At 44.1% G+C, this 16,238-nt stretch carries 19 protein-coding genes; 4 read left to right on the top strand and 15 right to left on the bottom strand.

Going from position 1 to position 16,238, the window contains the following annotated elements:
- Positions 1-80: 80 nt before the first annotated feature.
- From QT987_RS09810 to QT987_RS09770, 9 genes are all read right to left on the bottom strand, one after another.
- Positions 81-776: an LPS assembly lipoprotein LptE gene (locus QT987_RS09810; RefSeq protein ID WP_333239351.1), complete on the bottom strand. Its 696-nt coding sequence runs from the start codon at positions 774-776 to the stop codon at positions 81-83.
- Positions 777-880: 104 nt separating this feature from the next.
- Positions 881-1,246, bottom strand: a complete 366-nt coding sequence (locus QT987_RS09805) for a DUF1823 family protein (RefSeq protein WP_333239349.1) — start codon at positions 1,244-1,246, stop codon at positions 881-883.
- Between the two features lie 158 nt (positions 1,247-1,404).
- Entirely contained in the window at positions 1,405-2,436 is a 1,032-nt protein-coding gene (gene gap / locus QT987_RS09800) for a type I glyceraldehyde-3-phosphate dehydrogenase (protein ID WP_333239475.1), read from the bottom strand.
- A gap of 561 nt (positions 2,437-2,997) precedes the next feature.
- On the bottom strand, positions 2,998-3,309 hold the full coding sequence (locus QT987_RS09795) for a P-II family nitrogen regulator (RefSeq protein ID WP_333055079.1): 312 nt from the start codon (positions 3,307-3,309) through the stop codon (positions 2,998-3,000).
- Between the two features lies 1 nt (position 3,310).
- A complete protein-coding gene (locus QT987_RS09790) occupies positions 3,311-4,282 on the bottom strand; it encodes a sodium-dependent bicarbonate transport family permease (protein ID WP_333239347.1) in 972 nt (323 codons plus the stop codon).
- A 203-nt stretch (positions 4,283-4,485) separates the two neighbouring features.
- Positions 4,486-5,220, bottom strand: coding sequence for a glutathione peroxidase (locus tag QT987_RS09785; RefSeq protein ID WP_333239345.1), 735 nt, complete (start codon positions 5,218-5,220; stop codon positions 4,486-4,488).
- A 252-nt stretch (positions 5,221-5,472) separates the two neighbouring features.
- Entirely contained in the window at positions 5,473-6,720 is a 1,248-nt protein-coding gene (locus tag QT987_RS09780) for an ISL3 family transposase (protein ID WP_333239343.1), read from the bottom strand.
- A 289-nt stretch (positions 6,721-7,009) separates the two neighbouring features.
- Positions 7,010-7,537, bottom strand: a complete 528-nt coding sequence (locus QT987_RS09775) for a hypothetical protein (protein ID WP_333239341.1) — start codon at positions 7,535-7,537, stop codon at positions 7,010-7,012.
- A 33-nt stretch (positions 7,538-7,570) separates the two neighbouring features.
- Positions 7,571-8,074 carry a hypothetical protein gene (locus QT987_RS09770; RefSeq protein ID WP_333239339.1) on the bottom strand — a complete coding sequence of 168 codons (504 nt, stop codon included), beginning with the start codon at positions 8,072-8,074 and terminating at the stop codon, positions 7,571-7,573.
- A 215-nt stretch (positions 8,075-8,289) separates the two neighbouring features.
- Here QT987_RS09770 and QT987_RS09765 point away from each other — a divergent pair, with 215 nt between their 5' ends.
- Entirely contained in the window at positions 8,290-9,765 is a 1,476-nt protein-coding gene (locus tag QT987_RS09765; RefSeq protein WP_333239337.1) for an NB-ARC domain-containing protein, read from the top strand.
- Between the two features lie 253 nt (positions 9,766-10,018).
- Here QT987_RS09765 and QT987_RS09760 read toward each other — a convergent pair whose 3' ends face one another.
- The 4 genes from QT987_RS09760 to QT987_RS09745 form a co-directional block, all read right to left on the bottom strand.
- The gene (locus QT987_RS09760; RefSeq protein ID WP_333204798.1) at positions 10,019-10,378 is read right to left on the bottom strand and encodes a DUF5615 family PIN-like protein; all 360 of its coding nucleotides are present in this window, start codon (positions 10,376-10,378) and stop codon (positions 10,019-10,021) included.
- Entirely contained in the window at positions 10,375-10,710 is a 336-nt protein-coding gene (locus tag QT987_RS09755; protein WP_333090952.1) for a DUF433 domain-containing protein, read from the bottom strand. The genes QT987_RS09760 and QT987_RS09755 overlap by 4 nt, the downstream gene beginning before the upstream one ends.
- A gap of 157 nt (positions 10,711-10,867) precedes the next feature.
- Positions 10,868-11,263 carry a XisI protein gene (locus tag QT987_RS09750; RefSeq protein ID WP_333239335.1) on the bottom strand — a complete coding sequence of 132 codons (396 nt, stop codon included), beginning with the start codon at positions 11,261-11,263 and terminating at the stop codon, positions 10,868-10,870.
- The gene (locus tag QT987_RS09745) at positions 11,248-11,667 is read right to left on the bottom strand and encodes an element excision factor XisH family protein (RefSeq protein ID WP_333239333.1); all 420 of its coding nucleotides are present in this window, start codon (positions 11,665-11,667) and stop codon (positions 11,248-11,250) included. Before QT987_RS09745 ends, QT987_RS09750 begins: the two co-directional genes overlap by 16 nt.
- Before the next feature lie 85 nt (positions 11,668-11,752).
- On the opposite strand from QT987_RS09745, the gene trpC reads away from it, so the two are divergent.
- The 3 genes from trpC to QT987_RS09730 all read left to right on the top strand — a co-directional run bounded on the left by trpC (position 11,753) and on the right by QT987_RS09730 (position 14,485).
- Complete coding sequence (trpC, locus tag QT987_RS09740; RefSeq protein ID WP_333239473.1) at positions 11,753-12,652, top strand: indole-3-glycerol phosphate synthase TrpC; 900 nt, start codon at positions 11,753-11,755, stop codon at positions 12,650-12,652.
- 350 nt (positions 12,653-13,002) lie between these two features.
- Positions 13,003-13,248: a DUF5340 domain-containing protein gene (locus QT987_RS09735; protein WP_041623669.1), complete on the top strand. Its 246-nt coding sequence runs from the start codon at positions 13,003-13,005 to the stop codon at positions 13,246-13,248.
- 79 nt (positions 13,249-13,327) lie between these two features.
- Positions 13,328-14,485: an alanine--glyoxylate aminotransferase family protein gene (locus tag QT987_RS09730; RefSeq protein ID WP_333239331.1), complete on the top strand. Its 1,158-nt coding sequence runs from the start codon at positions 13,328-13,330 to the stop codon at positions 14,483-14,485.
- A 55-nt stretch (positions 14,486-14,540) separates the two neighbouring features.
- On the opposite strand, the gene QT987_RS09725 is transcribed toward QT987_RS09730, so the two are convergent.
- Entirely contained in the window at positions 14,541-14,756 is a 216-nt protein-coding gene (locus tag QT987_RS09725) for a DUF2949 domain-containing protein (RefSeq protein ID WP_333069463.1), read from the bottom strand.
- 821 nt (positions 14,757-15,577) lie between these two features.
- Positions 15,578-16,093, bottom strand: a complete 516-nt coding sequence (locus tag QT987_RS09720) for a DUF192 domain-containing protein (RefSeq protein ID WP_333239328.1) — start codon at positions 16,091-16,093, stop codon at positions 15,578-15,580.
- Positions 16,094-16,238 lie beyond the last annotated feature (145 nt).

Raw genomic sequence — 16,238 nt, 5'->3', positions numbered from 1 at the left:
TAGCCTCAAACAGACAAGCGAGATCGAGGGGATATTTAAGCCGGATTTGGTATCAGCATATTTGAGATGATGCCTGATTGCTAACCTAATTTGTTAGATACTTCTGCCAGTTTAGTCACCATTTGGGAGACGGCTTTGTCAACTGCCTCGCTCAAAAGTGAGTCTTCATTGCTATTGCTGGAATTGCCGCCAATACCCCTAACGGAAATATTAGAAGCGCTTTGATCTGCTTCTCCTACTGCTTTGGCAGTGGCAAGAATATCTCCCGAAGCTGTACCGATTAACCGCACATCTATTTGAACGGTAGCTTTGGTTTTTTGTGAACCGGCGCCGATTCCCATGAAACTGCCGCCGCCGGATTGTTTGTCGATATTAAACTTGGTAATGGTGCCGATGAGCACGGCGTCAACTCCTAATTGTTTGCCAATTTCGGCTGCTGTCCCGGCATCCATCGCACCGCTGCGATTTTGCTGTTTGAGCACTTGTTCGAGTTTGCTGCGATCGACTACTGTATAAGTGCCGTTGTTGACGAGTTCGTTGATTAGCAGTTCGCTGATGCCTTTGGCGGCGCCGACTCCCCTGTAGGAAGTGTAATAGCTGTTGGTGGGGCCGTAGTCGAAGTCCATGACGACGAGGCGCTTTTTGGCAGTTGCTTGGGCGAGTTGGGTTGCTGGTTGGGTGCTGGCTGGTGTGGCGATCGCATTGACTGAAACGCCTGTTAGCATTAGGGTAGCGAGGGAAATGCTGGTTAAGCGAGATATGGTGGTTGTTTTCATAAAGCTTACCTCACAGTTGTTTTGTGCCGACTCTAGGATACTTTAAGGAACAGTCCGATGTCAGGGTTGGGGGTGAGGAGGTTGGAATTGGTGGTTTTTAGTGTTTACCCCCCAGCTTCCATAAAACCCATCAGCCAATTAGCCATCGTCGCCCTGCGAGTCTGTCTCGGCCCAAATTCCCCAATTTTATAGCCTTTAAAGCCTAATTTTTCCTTCAGCAACTGCTTGTTTTCTGGAGGAGTCGATCGAGTCAATTTCACCGTCGCCGGCCTAGAATCGATAAAATCCGGCGGTTCCGGGTACTCTTGACGCCACTCGGCTGCAACACCTGCACTGTTCCATTTGCCAGTCTCGGCATCCCAGCGGTAGCCCAGATACTGCCAAACTAGCTGATTGACGGCAGCATCGTCGATTTCTTCGTTGAGAATAGCCCAAATAGTTTCGTTATTCAGCGGTGGTAATTCAGACATGAGCGCGATCGAATCGGAAACAAAAAAAGTTTAACTCACATTAGGTACTAATCTCAGGAACGGGCAAGATGCCCGTTCCACAAAAAATCCTAGGAATTTGTTTGTGGGGAGTAGGGGTTGGGCACGCGAACCCCGCCCAAAATGCCACCCCAAAAAAATTAATTATTCAAAATTCCGTCTTTCTCCGCCATAGAAAGCATTAAGTCAATTACGCGACTAGAATAACCCCACTCGTTGTCGTACCAGGAAACAACTTTGAAAAACTTAGAATTCAGTTCAATTCCCGCACCTGCATCGAAAATGCTCGATCGCGCGTCGCCCTGAAAATCTGTCGAAACCACCGCATCCTCAGTATATCCAAGAATGCCTTTGAGTTCGCCCTCCGAAGCTTTTTTCATTGCCTCGCAAATTTCTTTATAGCTAGTTTCCTTCGCCGTTTTGAAAGTAAGGTCAACTACAGACACGTCGGGAGTTGGCACCCGCAAAGCCATTCCCGTCAATTTTCCTTTCAATTCTGGCAACACCAAAGTAACAGCTTTCGCTGCACCGGTCGAAGATGGAATAATATTTTGAGCCGCACCGCGTCCTCCCCGCCAATCTTTTTGGCTGGGCCCGTCTACAGTTGGTTGAGTAGCTGTCATTGCGTGAACTGTCGTCATTAAACCTTCTTCCAATCCGAAGTTATCGTTAATAACTTTGGCAATTGGTGCTAAACAATTCGTCGTACAGCTAGCATTAGAAACAACCGTATCTTTTGCCGGGTCAAATTTGTGGTGGTTGACGCCTACTAGAAAAGTGGGAACTTTTTCCGGGTCTTTTGTCGGTGCTGAAAGTATTACTCGTTTTGCTCCTGCAGTCAAGTGTTTTGATGCGCCTTCAAAATCTGTAAACAATCCGGTAGATTCTACAACATAATCTGCGCCGGATTTACCCCAGGGCAATTCGGCAGGATTTCTAATCGCTGTACAGGGGATAAAATTTCCGTCAACGACAATCCCGTCTGGTTTGCTTTCAACTTCGCCGTCGTAAATGCCGTGGGTGGAGTCGTATTTGAAAAGATAAGCCAGGTTTTCTGGCGAAACTAAGTCGTTAATGCCGACAAATTCGATGTTGGGGTTTTTGATGCCGGCACGCATGACTAGCCGTCCGATGCGACCAAATCCGTTGATGCCAACTTTTAATGCAGCCATGTTTAAACTCCTCTTGAAAATCTCGTTAGTCGATCGGGCGATCGTCTGTGGTGGCTTAGAATTTACCACGCTAACGGATTTTTGCCAGTGATTCTTTTCTATCTCTTAAGAATTCTGAATTCTGCCCCGGATCGGAAGGGCAATTAATCCTGAAAATACCGCTGACTAATGGCTAATGGCTGATTTTTGTCAACTTGTAAAAGTGCTATAATAGACAGAAAATATTTTCAAAATTGCATTTTTTAAATCAGCCTAAAGTAATAATAAAAAACTTATCCAAAAGGAGAAACGGATTAGCATTCTCACTAATGGCGATTGTCGGAACCAAAGCCTAGGATTAAAGTCGCAGATACGCGTAAGGACACAGCACTGCCGTGTCCATACACCTATGGCGTACAATCTATAGCAATCCTTGCAGGAGTCGTAAATTTTTTACCCCACCCCAACCCTCCCCGACCTCGCGGGGAGGGAGTAAGAAATTCACAAATGATGCGAGGATTGCTATATGTGTAGCTCAAATTTTCCGAATTGGTATAATCACCAATCACTAATAACTAATGACTACCCAACGCACCTAGTAATTAGCAATTCCACCGCATCTGAAATAAAACACGACCCACCAAATTTATTGAGTACGGGTCTAATGTTTTCTGCAACTGCTGAAACTTGAGCTGGTGAACAAAAAGCAAGCACATAAATGTTATCCAGCGCCGTCATTGATGAATCACGGGAAACGTGATCCCTAGTGCTTTTTCCAGCGACATCACGAATCACCGCATAATCGGGTACGCCAGCTTTGTCTAAACCATCTAAAATCTTGCCTAGTTCTACTGAGTGGGCTATGATTTCTACTCTTTTGACTGACTCCATCATCTCACCTCCAAAACATATTGATTCCGTATAGATACAGGGGAATGCCTACAATGATATTAAATGGAAATGTCACTGCTAAGGCCGTTGAAATGTAAAGACTTGGATTCGCTTCGGGAACAGTTAGGCGCATGGCTGCTGGTACTGCTATATAAGAGGCACTCGCGCACAATACGGCAAACAGCAAAGTGTCTCCCTGCGGCATTCCGATTAATTTGGCTATCACCAAAGCAATTACTGCGTTGACTATGGGAATTAGGATTGCAAAGCCGATCAGAAAAACTCCTGCTTCTTGCAAATCTTTAATTCTGCTAGCCGCAACCAGCCCCATGTCTAGCAAGAAAAAAGTCAGAACTCCGTAAAACAAGTCTTGAGTAAACGGACTCATAACTTCCCAACCATGTTCTCCTGTCAGTACGCCCATAATTAGGCTGCCAATCAGCAGAAAAACAGAACTGTTTAGGAAGGCTTCTTGCAACACTTCTGGCCAAACTATTTCGCGTTTTCCTTCTTCCCCGCCAAATACACTGACTAGAATCAGACCGACTATAATTGCTGGGGATTCCATTAATGCTAGCGCGGCTACCATGTAACCGTCAAAGTCGATGCCCTGTGCTGTGAGGAAGGAGGTTGCGGTGATAAATGTGACGGCGCTGATGGAACCGTAGGTGGCTGCGATCGCTGCGGCATTGTAAGAGTCGAGTTTGATCCTCAGTATGAAAAAAGTATAAATTGGTACTAGCATTGACATCAGCATCGCTGCCAAAATTGTCAGGGCAACTTGCTGGTCAATGCCGCTTTTGGACAGTTCGACGCCGCCTTTAAATCCGATCGCAAACAGCAGGTACAGCGAAAACAGTTTGGGGATGGGGGCTGGAATTTCTAAATCAGATTTGAGAAAAATTGCCAGCATTCCCATGAAAAAAGCTAATATTGGGGGATTTAAGATATTTGACGATACTAAACTCAAATCCACGATCGGTCACTCCCATTTCTTGCGTTTTTAATATGACTTCCCCAGTAATTGTTGCACGAGAATGGATCAATAGACCGATCGAACTTTTGACTCAGAAGTTTGCTGAGGCTAAATATCCCCAAATACGGCAAAGGTGCACAGTGCACACCGTACAACGAGTAAGGTGTGCACTGTGCACCTGCAAGCTAAGTATTTTGGTTTAACTAAGCAACACCCAAATAAGACTCTAGGGCTTCGGAACCACCGATCAACTTGCCGTCGATAAATACTTGCGGCACAGTTGTAGCCCCAGTCATAGCCCGGAGCGATTTGGTTGTGATCTCCCGGCCCAAGACGATTTCTTCATAATCCAAGCCCTTTTGACTCAGCATTCCCTTAGCCTTAGCGCAGAAGGGACAGCCCATTTTTGTAAACAGCGAAACTACCTTCGGCTTTGTTGCTGCGGAGTTGATGTAGTTGAGCATTGTCTCGGCATCGGACACTTTGAAAGGGTCGCCCGGTTCCTCTGGCTCAATAAACATTTTTTCAACCACGCCATCTTTTACCAGCATCGAATAACGCCAAGACCGCTTCCCAAAACCTAAATCTGTTTTGTCTACCAGCATTCCCATGCCTTGAGTAAATTCGCCGTTACCGTCGGGAATTAACGTCACATTGTCTGATTCTTGGTCTTTTGCCCACTCGTTCATCACAAAGGTGTCATTGACGGAAATGCAAACGATTTCATCTACGCCGTTTTCTTTAAAAACTTTCGCCAATTCGTTGTAACCGGGGAGGTGCGTTGACGAACAAGTGGGAGTAAAAGCTCCCGGCAGCGAGAACACTACTACGGTTTTACCTGCAAATATATCATCGGTGGTGACATCCACCCACTCGTTGTCTTTGCGAGTGCGAAAGGTGACTTTGGGTACTCTTTGACCTTCTTGGTTCGTCAGCATGATTTTAAATTCTTAGGTACTTGGGTTCAATTCCTTTGCTTATTATAGCGTACTCATAACGAGTATGACTTGTCAAGGGGAGGCGAGTTTTTTTTCTCGGACTTGGGCGCGCGCGCGAGTTCAGTTCATTGTCTTTGCGACAGCTAGCAGATTTAAAACTTGCTGTTTAAGTAAGTCGGCAATTCTGTCTCCATTCCTTTGCTGCTGCTAACGGGTGAGGATTTTTGGCTCTTCATTAGCTAGTATGCTAAACTAACAATCAAACTGCCAAGTAAGCAAACATCTAACTCGGAAGTTTTCAAAGTTTCTAAATCCGTAAGCCGAACGTTTAATCAACTTGAGTTTATTGTTGATGCCTTCGACAACACCACTGGTAGTCTTATAATCGAAGTAAGCAATAATCTCATCTAGCCAACGAATAATAGTGTTCTGACTATCGGTAAAATATTTTTTAGCTCTTGACAACCATCTTCCCACTTGCCACAAACCGACTAACCAATTATTAGCCCGATCGAAAATTCTTCTAATTTCTTCTTTTAATTCAAGCATAGTTTTGAGAGTAGAAAATACATCTTTAACTTGCATTAGTTTAGCTTTTTGCTCTTCATTTATATCTGATTGGTTCTTCAATAACACATATTTACTTTTCTTCAATGCTTCTAAAACTTTCTCCGGGTCTGCTTTTTCTTCTGACGATTCTGCTTTTTTAATTAAATCTTCTACCTGTCTCTTCTCTCCCTTCCTTTGGGCATCTAATTCCTTATTTATTTGTGCCATTACATGAAATCTGTCGGCGACCACCTGAGCATTTGGCATCAACTCTCTCACTACATTTCTGTAACTTTTCCACAAATCTATACTTACTTCTTCTATTTGCTCTAATACTTCTTTACCCCATCCGAGCATTACTTCCTTAATTTCTTCTTGTTTCCTTCCTGCCAATATCGCGATTAGCTTAGACTTCTCTAAATCTATTAATACTGCACAGTAATTTCCTTTTCCTTTAATTAGAGCTATTTCATCTATCCCTAATCTCTTCAACTCGCTAGGCTGGGCTTTTAAGTATTCTTTCGATGCGTCTTTTAACATCCTTTCTATTTCTTCTGTTGTCACGACCCCTTTTTTCGCTACGCTGTGGATATCATTCTCTAACACTTCTTGGATTATTGCTCTTGCTAGCCGTTTCGTATAGGTTCTTCTTTTTTTGACCAACTCCAACTCTTCACTAAATGGCTTGAGACATTTTTCACACTTAAACTGTCGTCGGTTGATTTCTAAAAATACGAAGTTCTCTCCCCAAGGTAAATCTTTGACTAGGTATCTATGATTTTGATGTAATCTATGACTTTTTTTTCCACAACGTGGACAGTTACTTTCCTTACCGATTCCTTCCACCTGTAAAATTATTCCAATCCCTTCATACTGGCGATGTGAGATTACTTTTATTCCCTCTATATTCAACAGCTCTGTTAAAAACTTTATCTCCTTTTTCGTTCTCATGGCTGTTCAATCCACCTCACCCCTCTAGCTTTTGCTTATATTTAATAATAAATGAGCTTCCTCTGTCAACCCCGGTAATGACTCTCCCAGCTATTTTCCTAGCTTCATTTGTCTTTCTTTCCTGGCGCCAGCTATTCATTTAGCATATTAACTACTGAAGAGCAAAAAAAAGAGCGATCGCACCTCAACAATAGAAGGGCGATCGCTCTTTCAGCAGCTAAGTCAATTATCAGAAATACCAGAACAACATAGCCTATGCTTAGCATTCTCAGGTCGTGGATTTAAAAGACTACTGGGGTTTAGCTGCTTCAACTATAGCGTGAACCATCTTAATTGCCTCTGTGATATGTATTTGACCACTTTCGACAGCCCTCATTAAATCCTGAGCCCTTTGAGGGGTAATTAGATTAAGCCTAACTGGTTCTTTCAAGGAAACCATAAATTTTGTCTTGTCACTCTCTCCAACCTTAGATGCTCTTTCTTCTTTTTCAACCTCTTTTAGCTGTTCTTTTAACTGGTCGAGCATTGCTTCTTTTTTCCCTTCGTTGAAATTGCCATCGATGATCCTCTTTGCTCCAACGAGAGCTGCTGCACCTAATGCTGCACCGCCAACAACCAATCCTACTGGGGGTGCAACCGCTATTAGCCCAAAAAATATGGCTTGACCGCCGAAAGCCGCAACAGCAGCACCAGCAGCACCCGCACCTACCACACCAACCCCAACATCAGCTAAAATTCCTAACTTATCATGAGGATTTTTTTCCAATTGCTCGATCGCTTTAAGGATTTGCTCCTGAGTTGTTTTATTTTCTGACATATTAAGCCTCCTGATTGTTGCAAATTTTCTTATTTAAGCAGTGATAACGTTGATAAAAACTGCATTGAAAACATCAATCAGTAGTTGAAAAAACAATTTGGCGACTTCAATAATGTCTTGTGCTACTCCAACTATCCCATCTACTTGACGGTAGCCTTGATCTAGTCTATGTCCAGCGAGCGCACCAACAGTTATACCTAGCACTGCGGCCAATGGCGCTAACACTGGGCCGATAACTGGTACTGAACGTACCAATAGTCCCACAGCAACTCCTAGAGCAATGCCCGTAGCTAAATTAGGATGTGCTTTGACAAACTCGATAATTTTGAGCAGAATAATTTTCCCTACAGCAAACACTTTGTTACCAGATTTTTTCGTGTAGCTAGCCAACTCGTGCAATCTGATGGTGACTTCGTGGGGCAAGCCGAGATCATTTAACCGGACATACAAATCGCTACTACTCATTGAATCGGCATCTACTTGCCAGAGAACCATTTCTAAGTTTGCTTGGGGGAGGGATAATGCTTGTGTAGTCATTTTTTTCCTATGGGAAAGCTATAATAGTGCCTCTTAAATATGATTGTGACTCTAAAATCTCAGTCTTGTCCAGTCGGAAAAAATCGGAAAAAGTAGGCACTTTTATATCATTTGCCATTTACCCACGCCAGAAAAAGCTGGAGAAACTCGATCGGGTCGGAAAAAGTCGGATCGAGTAGGATATAATAGGCAAAACCCCAGCATTAACCCGACCTATGGACGTTCAAGAAGTCTTAAAACTTGCCGACGACCTAGTTTTTATTAATACGGGAAAACACTTAGACAATCTGCAAGAGGTGATACTGCGGGGAACTTTACAAGGTCAGAAATACTCGAAAATAGCAGATGAATCTCACTGTAGTGAAGGTCACATCAAGGATATTGCATCTGAATTCTGGAAGCTACTATCAGAATTATTAGGTGAAGAAGTCAATAAATCAAATTTTAGAGTCACACTCGAGCGATTAAAATTCTCAAGTTTCGGGAACTTCTATAAAGATTTTGTACACATTGGTAACGTCAACTTCTGTGAAAATAGTTCACAGTCCCCAAAATTACCCACCTCACCAACCGATGAAGAACCTCTAAACAAAGGCAACACTGAACCAAAATCTCGTCAATTTTTAGCTGAAATGCCTAAGTCTGGCATTTTCTACGATCGCACATCCGAACTCGCTACCCTCAAACAGTGGATTATCCACGAAAACACCCGCCTACTCGCCATACTAGGCATAGTCGGCATTGGCAAAACCGCACTCGCCGTAAACCTAGTAGAACAAATCAAACATGAATTTGATTTCGTCATCTGGCGAAGTCTCGCCACATCTCCACCCCTGTCAACACTTCAAAAAAATATAATTCAATTCTTCAGTAGGGGCGGTGCCCCCGTGCCCGCCCCAAATGCCGACGGCGTGCCCGCCTTCAGTAGGGGCGGTGCCCCCGTGCCCGCCCCCTTCCCAGAAGAAGGGGCAACCACGGGGGGTTTGCCCCTACTGAACTACTTGCAAAAATACCGCTGTCTGCTGATACTCGATGACGTACAAATGGTAAATAGCAGCGGACAATTTGCTGGCAATTATAAACCTGGATATGAAGATTACGGCACACTCTTCAGACAGGTAGGAGAATTATCTCACAATAGTTGTTTAATCCTGATAGGTTCGGAAACACCCAGAGAAATCGCCGCATTAGAAGGCAAAAACCAGCCGATTCGCTCATTACAACTGAATGGTTTAGGTGCAGCAGCGGGGGAAATTATCAGAGAAAAAGGTTTAACTGAAGATGCAAAATTATCTGAACTAATTGAACAATACAGAGGCAATCCCTTGTGGTTAAAAATAGTTGCTACAATGATTCAAGATTTGTTTAACGGCAGCCTATCGGAATTTTTGTCGGATGATACACTATTTTTAGGTGATTTAGAATCTTTACTGCATCAGCCATTTAATCGCTTATCCGAGTCGGAGAAACAGGTAATGTCATGGCTAGCGAGTGAAACCGCGCCTGTTTCCCTCTCAAAAGTGCCAGAGAATCTGCAATTATCTCGATCGCAATTTTTGCAAGTTATGCAATCCTTGGGACGGCGTTCATTAGTTGAAAAAATCCCGGAGGGCGATCGCACATTTTTTACCCTTGCACCGCTACTAAAAGAGTATGTCAAAACTAACTATTCCCGCCCCAACGGTGAGTAAGAAAAAATTATATTGTCGTCAAGCGAATTATCTTGAATTTAGAAATGTGCGATCGACCTTTTGGTAAAATTTGGGAATGCGCGATCGACCTTTGTTTATTGAATTGGCTTTTCAGTCCTCTTTTAGAGGACTTTTGCTATGAGACGGGGGTTTTCAACCCCCGGCGGACTTGCGGGTTAGCGAAGGGATTTTAGCGGCAAAATGTGCGATTCCCTACAGGATAGCTAAGCTTCAGGCATTTTACAACAATTTTTTATAAGGGAATCCAATCCAATTTATCAATCCATTCTTCAGCTTCCGAAGTCTCCCAAACTATCACAATTTCTTCTGCCCATCTGCCTAAACTTGCACTTGGACGCACCCAAAACAGTCCCCAAATTTGTCCTCCCGTTGCCCAATATTCCTCCAAATGTCCGGGAATACTTTTGCGGTTATCCGTTACCAATAGCCTTTGCGATGATTCCAAATAGCTGATGATTTCTGGATCGAGGGTTCCTAATGGCGGTGCATTGGCGTCGCCCACCCGCAAAATATCTATCTCCGGCTGGAGTTTTAAAACAGCACTTTTCAGCTTAGGTGGCAAATTTTCATCGAGTAAAAAACGAATTTTCACTTGAGTAGAAGTAACTCCTGTTCTCGCTGTGCTTTGATTGCTCTTACACGCTTTACTACATCAGAAGGTTCCTTAGCCAACCATTCCTGATAGCGTTCTTCCCGCCACTTCGCCAGCCGCAACATATAAGCATCCATCTGCCTCCGATTTTGCAGATAATAAGTTAGCGTCGCGTAAATCTTCTCTAAATTCAAACTTGGTAATTCTTCCAGAATTTGGTCTGGCGAATATCCATCCAAGTAATATTTAATTACATCGTCGATGCCGATCCGATGTCCTTTGATGCGGATGTCATCGGGGTCGAGAAATTCAAAATAGTCTTCTAATTGCATCGGTTTATCTCCGAATACTTAGTTAATCGCATTTTATCATAAATTGAAAAGGGCGAGCGACCTTATATAATAGAAACTTGTTACGATCGCCCTTTATCCCCCTATCATGCTTCAAATCCGCCGTCGTCCCCCCAGCACCTCAGTCTCCGTCCTCTACTTAGGCTGACTGCATAACAACAGCCGCTTCCGGAACATTTCCTTCATCTTTACCACTCAAACCCGTTCCAAATTCAGTATATTGTCGCACATTAGGATGGCGAAAACCGAGTACAATGTCTTCTTTAGGAATACCGGCTGCCAGTAAATCCGTCGCCACTCCTTCTTCGGTATCATCATATTGAATCCAGATTTTATCGCCGATTAAATCGAGGTGAATTGGTGTGGCGTGAAGGTATTTGGCCTCATTCCAACCAATATCCAAGACTAAGTAGCTTCCTCGTTCATCATCAAAGAGAACTTGGGAATTATATCCGTCAGGTATGGCAGCGCGGTAGTTGGCGTGTTCTTGCAGTATGGTTTTGATAATTTCTTGGTATCTTAATCGGGTATCCATTGAACTATCGCCTCACTTTTATCATCAAAAACAATCAGTTTTATAATCTGATTTTTTAATAACAATTGTCCTAATTCAATGGTAAATACGCTATTAAAAATAGGTTGAGAAATTGCCAAATAGAGACTTCTATCGATCCGCATTTCATTAAGCACTTGGCGGTAAAGAACGTACTGCCCCAAAGCCTGCTCCAAATCTTTTACATCCGATCGTCCCACAAAACTTTTGACCTCAACAACAATTTTTTGGGTTCCTTTTTCGGCATTAATTAGACGCTCTGCACCCAGGTCGGCAGATAAACGCTTGCGGCCAATTTGCAGGGGAAATGGATCGTGAGTAATTATCCAACCATCCTTTTGTAAGGCACGCTTAACTGTATCGTGATAAATATCTTTAGCTGGCACGCATTAGCTCTCAGGCTAGGAGGATTTACTGTAACCATTATATAATACGTTGAAACTTGTTACGATCGCCCTTTATCCCCCTATCATGCTTCAAATCCGCCGTCGTCCCCCCAGCACATCCGTCTCCGTACTCTACCTCAGCTACCAAATCGCCGTACCCGACGCCGAACCCCAGCACATCCTCGAAGAAATCGTCTGGGAAAAAGAAGCTGAAGTGGCCCAAAAGCGCGATCGCACCCCATTAGCCGATCTTCACAAAAAACTCCCGTTTGCACCGCCCATCCGCGACTTTCTTGCCGCCCTTAAAAACGGCAAAACCACACCCGCTATCATCGCCGAAGTTAAAAAAGCTTCTCCCAGCAAAGGCGTAATTCGCGAAGATTTCGACCCAGTGGCGATCGCCCTAGCTTACCAACAAAACGGCGCCAGTTGCATCTCCGTACTCACCGATGAAAAGTTCTTTCAAGGCAGCTTCGACAACCTCGCTAAAATCCGTGCCGCCGTCGATTTACCCTTACTTTGCAAAGAGTTTATTATCTATCCCTACCAAATCTATCTCGCCCGGATTCACGGTGCCGATGCTGTACTTTTAATCGCAGCTATTCTATCTGACAAAGACTTACAATACTTTGTGAAAATTGTCAAGACATTGGGCATGACAGCTTTAATAGAAGTTCACACTCTCGAAGAACTCGATCGAGTATTAACCCTAGAAGGCGTCAACCTGATCGGTATCAACAACCGCAACCTAGCAGACTTTTCCGTCAGCCTAGAAACTACCGCTCAACTATTAGCCGATCGACAAACCGAAATCCAAGCAAAAGGCATCCTCATCGTCAGCGAGTCAGGAATCCACACTCCCGACGACCTAGCTAAACTTGCCACCGCAGGCGCCGAAGCCGTTCTCATCGGCGAATCTCTAGTCAAACAGCCCGATCCGGGTGCCGCTTTAGCCTCGCTTGCCGATCGCCCTCCCAGCCTGTGAAAGGCGAGACCGCTTGACAAACCACCCTTAATTCTGATAAAAAATGATTAAGTAGGTAAATAATGAGAATTTCTAGCCTGCATCGACTCAAGCGCTACTGTAAAAAAGAAATAGCACTGAAAGCTATATTGCATAGAAATATTTTGCCAGAAAGCAATTAAATCTATTCTGTAAGCCTGTCGATCGCAAGATTTAGCGTGTCCAACGCCCCCAGCCCCGAATATTCGATCGGCAAAGCAGGGGTTATTGTACGGTTAGAAAACAAATAAAAAATCGGGCATCTAATGTTCACCTGTGATGCCTCATGCAATTGCAATGGGGTGTCGGTTCGCTGAGGTATGTTAGCTTTCATGGAGCCAATCCCCCTTCCTTCGTACATTCATTATGAATTGCTACTTCAATTGTTAGAGCGCAAAACGATGTTTGCTGTCAGTCCACAATCGCCGCAGCAGCAACAAGTGCACCAACTTATTATTACACTGCGTAAAGCCCTTGCCATTCAAAAGCAATTAGAACAAAGCTGCGAGCGATCGAACTTAGCGGTAGAACACCGCTGGTCTCTAAATGAAATTAACCACAAGGGAGTTAAAAGTTAAAAAAGTTAGAGTAGCGACGTGACGTATCGTATTTGATTTATTCTATAGAACTCCCACAGGAAAACTTAGGACAATATTCATGGACAACAAATTAATGCTGATGATTCCCGGCCCGACGCCGGTGCCTGAAGCGGCCTTGTTAGCGATGGCAAAACACCCGATGGGCCACCGCAGCAAGGAATTTGACGCGATTTTTGCAGAATGTACCGAAAACCTCAAATGGCTGCACCAAACTAAAAGTGACGTGCTGAGTTTAACGGTTTCTGGTACCGGCGCGATGGAAGCTGGGATAATTAATTTCTTGAGTGCGGGCGATCGAGTTTTAGTCGGCACTAACGGCAAATTTGGCGAACGCTGGGCTGAAGTTGCCGAAGCTTACGGTTTAAACGCCGAAATTATTAAAGCTGAGTGGGGCCAACCTTTAGACCCCGAAAACTTCCGCGAAAAACTCGAAGCAGATACAGAGAAGCAAATCAAAGCTGTCATCATTACCCACTCGGAAACCTCTACCGGCGTCCTCAACGACCTCGAAACCATCAACCGCCACGTTAAAGCCCACGGTGAAGCTTTAATTATGGTCGATGCTGTCACTAGCTTAGGCGCTGTCAATATTCCGATGGATGCTTGGGGAATCGATGTCATTGCTTCGGGTTCTCAGAAAGCTTACATGATTCCTCCAGGTTTGGGTTTTGTGGCCGTCAGTCCCAAAGCTTGGGAAGCTTACAAAACTGCGAAACTGCCCCGCTATTATTTGGATTTGGGTAAATATAGCAAAGACGCTGCCAAAAATACCACTCCTTTTACTCCCCCTGTCAATATGTTTTTTGCCCTGCAAGCATCGCTGCAGATGATGAAAACAGAAGGGTTGGAAAATGTTTTCGCGCGGCACAAACGCTTAATGACAACTACTCGCGCTGCTGTCAAAGCTTTAGGTTTGCCGTTGTTTGCTGCTGACAAAGCCGCCAGCCCTGCGATTACTTCGGTTATGCCGCCAGCATCCGTAGATGCTCAAAAAGTGCGGACTTTGATGAGAAAGAGATTTGACATTGCTCTCGCCGACGGACAAGACCATTTGAAAGGTAAAATCTTCCGAATCGGTCATTTGGGCTTTGTGTGCGATCGCGATATTCTAGCAGCAATTTCCTCTTTAGAAGTTGTGCTGAGCGAATTGGGTCATGAAGGCTACACTCCGGGTGCCGGCGTTGCCGCTGCTGCCAAATTCTTGGCTGAATCCTAATCTCAGTTGTTAAAGGATTTTAGATTTTGGATTATCTCTAAAATCTAAAATCCTTTTAATATGCTTCGGATAACCAATCAAAGATTTTATCCAACTGTTCGAGAGTGACTAAACCGTATTGCCACAGAACCATCGGCAAGGAATTCGGGTCTTTATCACGCTGGCGCTGTTTGTCACCGCCACGACGTTCGGCGACAGCAATTGACGCGGGAGAAATTGCCAAGTCTTCTTGTAAAAATCGAATTAATCGAGTGTATTTAGCGGGTGCCATGTGATTTCACCTATAAGTATAGGACACCATTTTCTGATGTGAACCTGATGTTTTTGATGAGTAATAAGCCAGTTTTAAATTTGTCTTGTTACCGTCGATAGCTTTTAAAACGCTATTAGCGGTTGAACTGCCAAACGTAATGCTGAGTGATACTGTAAAGCTAACCTTTCCCAAAAAGTGAAAGGTTTTGCAATTTTGCTGATGTCTGCCCGATCGACTGGTAATCGCGATCGAACCTAAACGGAATACCTCGGCATCTTTGCAGCGCGAATCAGAATAAATTCTGCTACCTAAAGACTACTAAACCAAGTTCAGAGTTTAACTTCATCTGCCAAAATGCAGAATCCGCAAATCTACTTCGACAAAATTAGTTAGATATTTCGATAAAACCCGAAACTGCTACCAGAAGTTAAGTTTGCCAATTCCCGCCAATTAACTTGGCTCGTAGCATATTACTTTAGATAGGTTTAGTAGATTTAGCTCGATCGCCAGAACTTCCAGAGAATTTCTTTTCGTGTTGCTACACCTTGAGGCTGAGTATCGTCTCTCAGGATTGGTAACGAGTCGCTGACTCGTCTCATACCTGCGACCAACCATCTACAGCTTCCGGAAACAAGCTCAAGTCCTGACTGACTGAGATCGACATCGTAGCAAATCTTTCGGTGTTTGTACTGAATCTTACATTAATATTCTAATAGATTTTATCAATTTTTGTAAAGTTTCTAAATTTTCTTGGGTATTCCGAAGGCAGGGGGCTCTCTGGGGGATGGAAACCGGGGGATTATGTCTGTGTGCAGATTTTACTGAAACAGTCCGAAGTTTTAGTCGAAAAACTCGATTTCAATACGATCGCCCTTTTTGACACCGAGTTCAGCAGCCCGCCCGCCCCGGAGTTCAATAACTCGATCGACAGCAGTATCGGGCCCATAGGTAGGACAAGGATCAGCAGTACAAGGAGGTGCAGAAACTTCGATCGCCTCAACCACCCCATCCCGGACAAAAATCATATCCAGAGAAATCTTGCAATTTTTCATCCAAAAATTGACCCGCCGGGCAGGTTTAAACTCAAACAGCATTCCTCTGTCATCCGGCAAAGAAGTTCTGTACATTAAACCCATAGCCTGCTGTTCCGGTGTTTTCGCCACTTCGAGTTCGATTGGGCGATCGCCTATCCGAGCTCTAGCAGAAACAGGCAGCACTTGACCCGATGTAGTCGCCGTAGGAGACTCAGCCGCCAAAATACCAGTAGCACCAGCATTCGCGATCGGTAAAGTCGGCGAACATCCCAGCAAAAATATACTTACTCCAATACCGAGCAAATTAGTTAAATAATTCATAATGATTTTAGATTTTAGATTTTAGATTTTAGATTTTAGATTGGGAATTGGCAATTGGACATAAGGAACTAAGGAATGAGAATTAAATAACTTCCACAAGTTTGTGGGATGGGCGTCCCGCCCGTCCAAAAAGGACGGGCGGGAC

The organism is Microcoleus sp. SVA1B4, assembly GCF_036700545.1.
In the GTDB taxonomy this organism is placed as follows: Bacteria; Cyanobacteriota; Cyanobacteriia; order Cyanobacteriales; family Microcoleaceae; genus Microcoleus.
This window is presented reverse-complemented; position numbering and strand designations above follow the sequence as displayed.

Coding starts and splice junctions, on each gene's coding strand:
- QT987_RS09810 (WP_333239351.1), bottom strand. CDS start 776: ATGAAAACAACCACCATATCTCGCTTAACCAGCATTTCCCTCGCTACC.
- QT987_RS09805 (WP_333239349.1), bottom strand. CDS start 1,246: ATGTCTGAATTACCACCGCTGAATAACGAAACTATTTGGGCTATTCTC.
- gap (WP_333239475.1), bottom strand. CDS start 2,436: ATGGCTGCATTAAAAGTTGGCATCAACGGATTTGGTCGCATCGGACGG.
- QT987_RS09795 (WP_333055079.1), bottom strand. CDS start 3,309: ATGATGGAGTCAGTCAAAAGAGTAGAAATCATAGCCCACTCAGTAGAA.
- QT987_RS09785 (WP_333239345.1), bottom strand. CDS start 5,220: ATGCTGACGAACCAAGAAGGTCAAAGAGTACCCAAAGTCACCTTTCGC.
- QT987_RS09780 (WP_333239343.1), bottom strand. CDS start 6,720: ATGAGAACGAAAAAGGAGATAAAGTTTTTAACAGAGCTGTTGAATATA.
- QT987_RS09775 (WP_333239341.1), bottom strand. CDS start 7,537: ATGTCAGAAAATAAAACAACTCAGGAGCAAATCCTTAAAGCGATCGAG.
- QT987_RS09770 (WP_333239339.1), bottom strand. CDS start 8,074: ATGACTACACAAGCATTATCCCTCCCCCAAGCAAACTTAGAAATGGTT.
- QT987_RS09765 (WP_333239337.1), top strand. CDS start 8,290: ATGGACGTTCAAGAAGTCTTAAAACTTGCCGACGACCTAGTTTTTATT.
- QT987_RS09755 (WP_333090952.1), bottom strand. CDS start 10,710: ATGCAATTAGAAGACTATTTTGAATTTCTCGACCCCGATGACATCCGC.
- QT987_RS09750 (WP_333239335.1), bottom strand. CDS start 11,263: ATGGATACCCGATTAAGATACCAAGAAATTATCAAAACCATACTGCAA.
- trpC (WP_333239473.1), top strand. CDS start 11,753: ATGCTTCAAATCCGCCGTCGTCCCCCCAGCACATCCGTCTCCGTACTC.
- QT987_RS09735 (WP_041623669.1), top strand. CDS start 13,003: ATGGAGCCAATCCCCCTTCCTTCGTACATTCATTATGAATTGCTACTT.
- QT987_RS09730 (WP_333239331.1), top strand. CDS start 13,328: ATGGACAACAAATTAATGCTGATGATTCCCGGCCCGACGCCGGTGCCT.
- QT987_RS09725 (WP_333069463.1), bottom strand. CDS start 14,756: ATGGCACCCGCTAAATACACTCGATTAATTCGATTTTTACAAGAAGAC.
- QT987_RS09720 (WP_333239328.1), bottom strand. CDS start 16,093: ATGAATTATTTAACTAATTTGCTCGGTATTGGAGTAAGTATATTTTTG.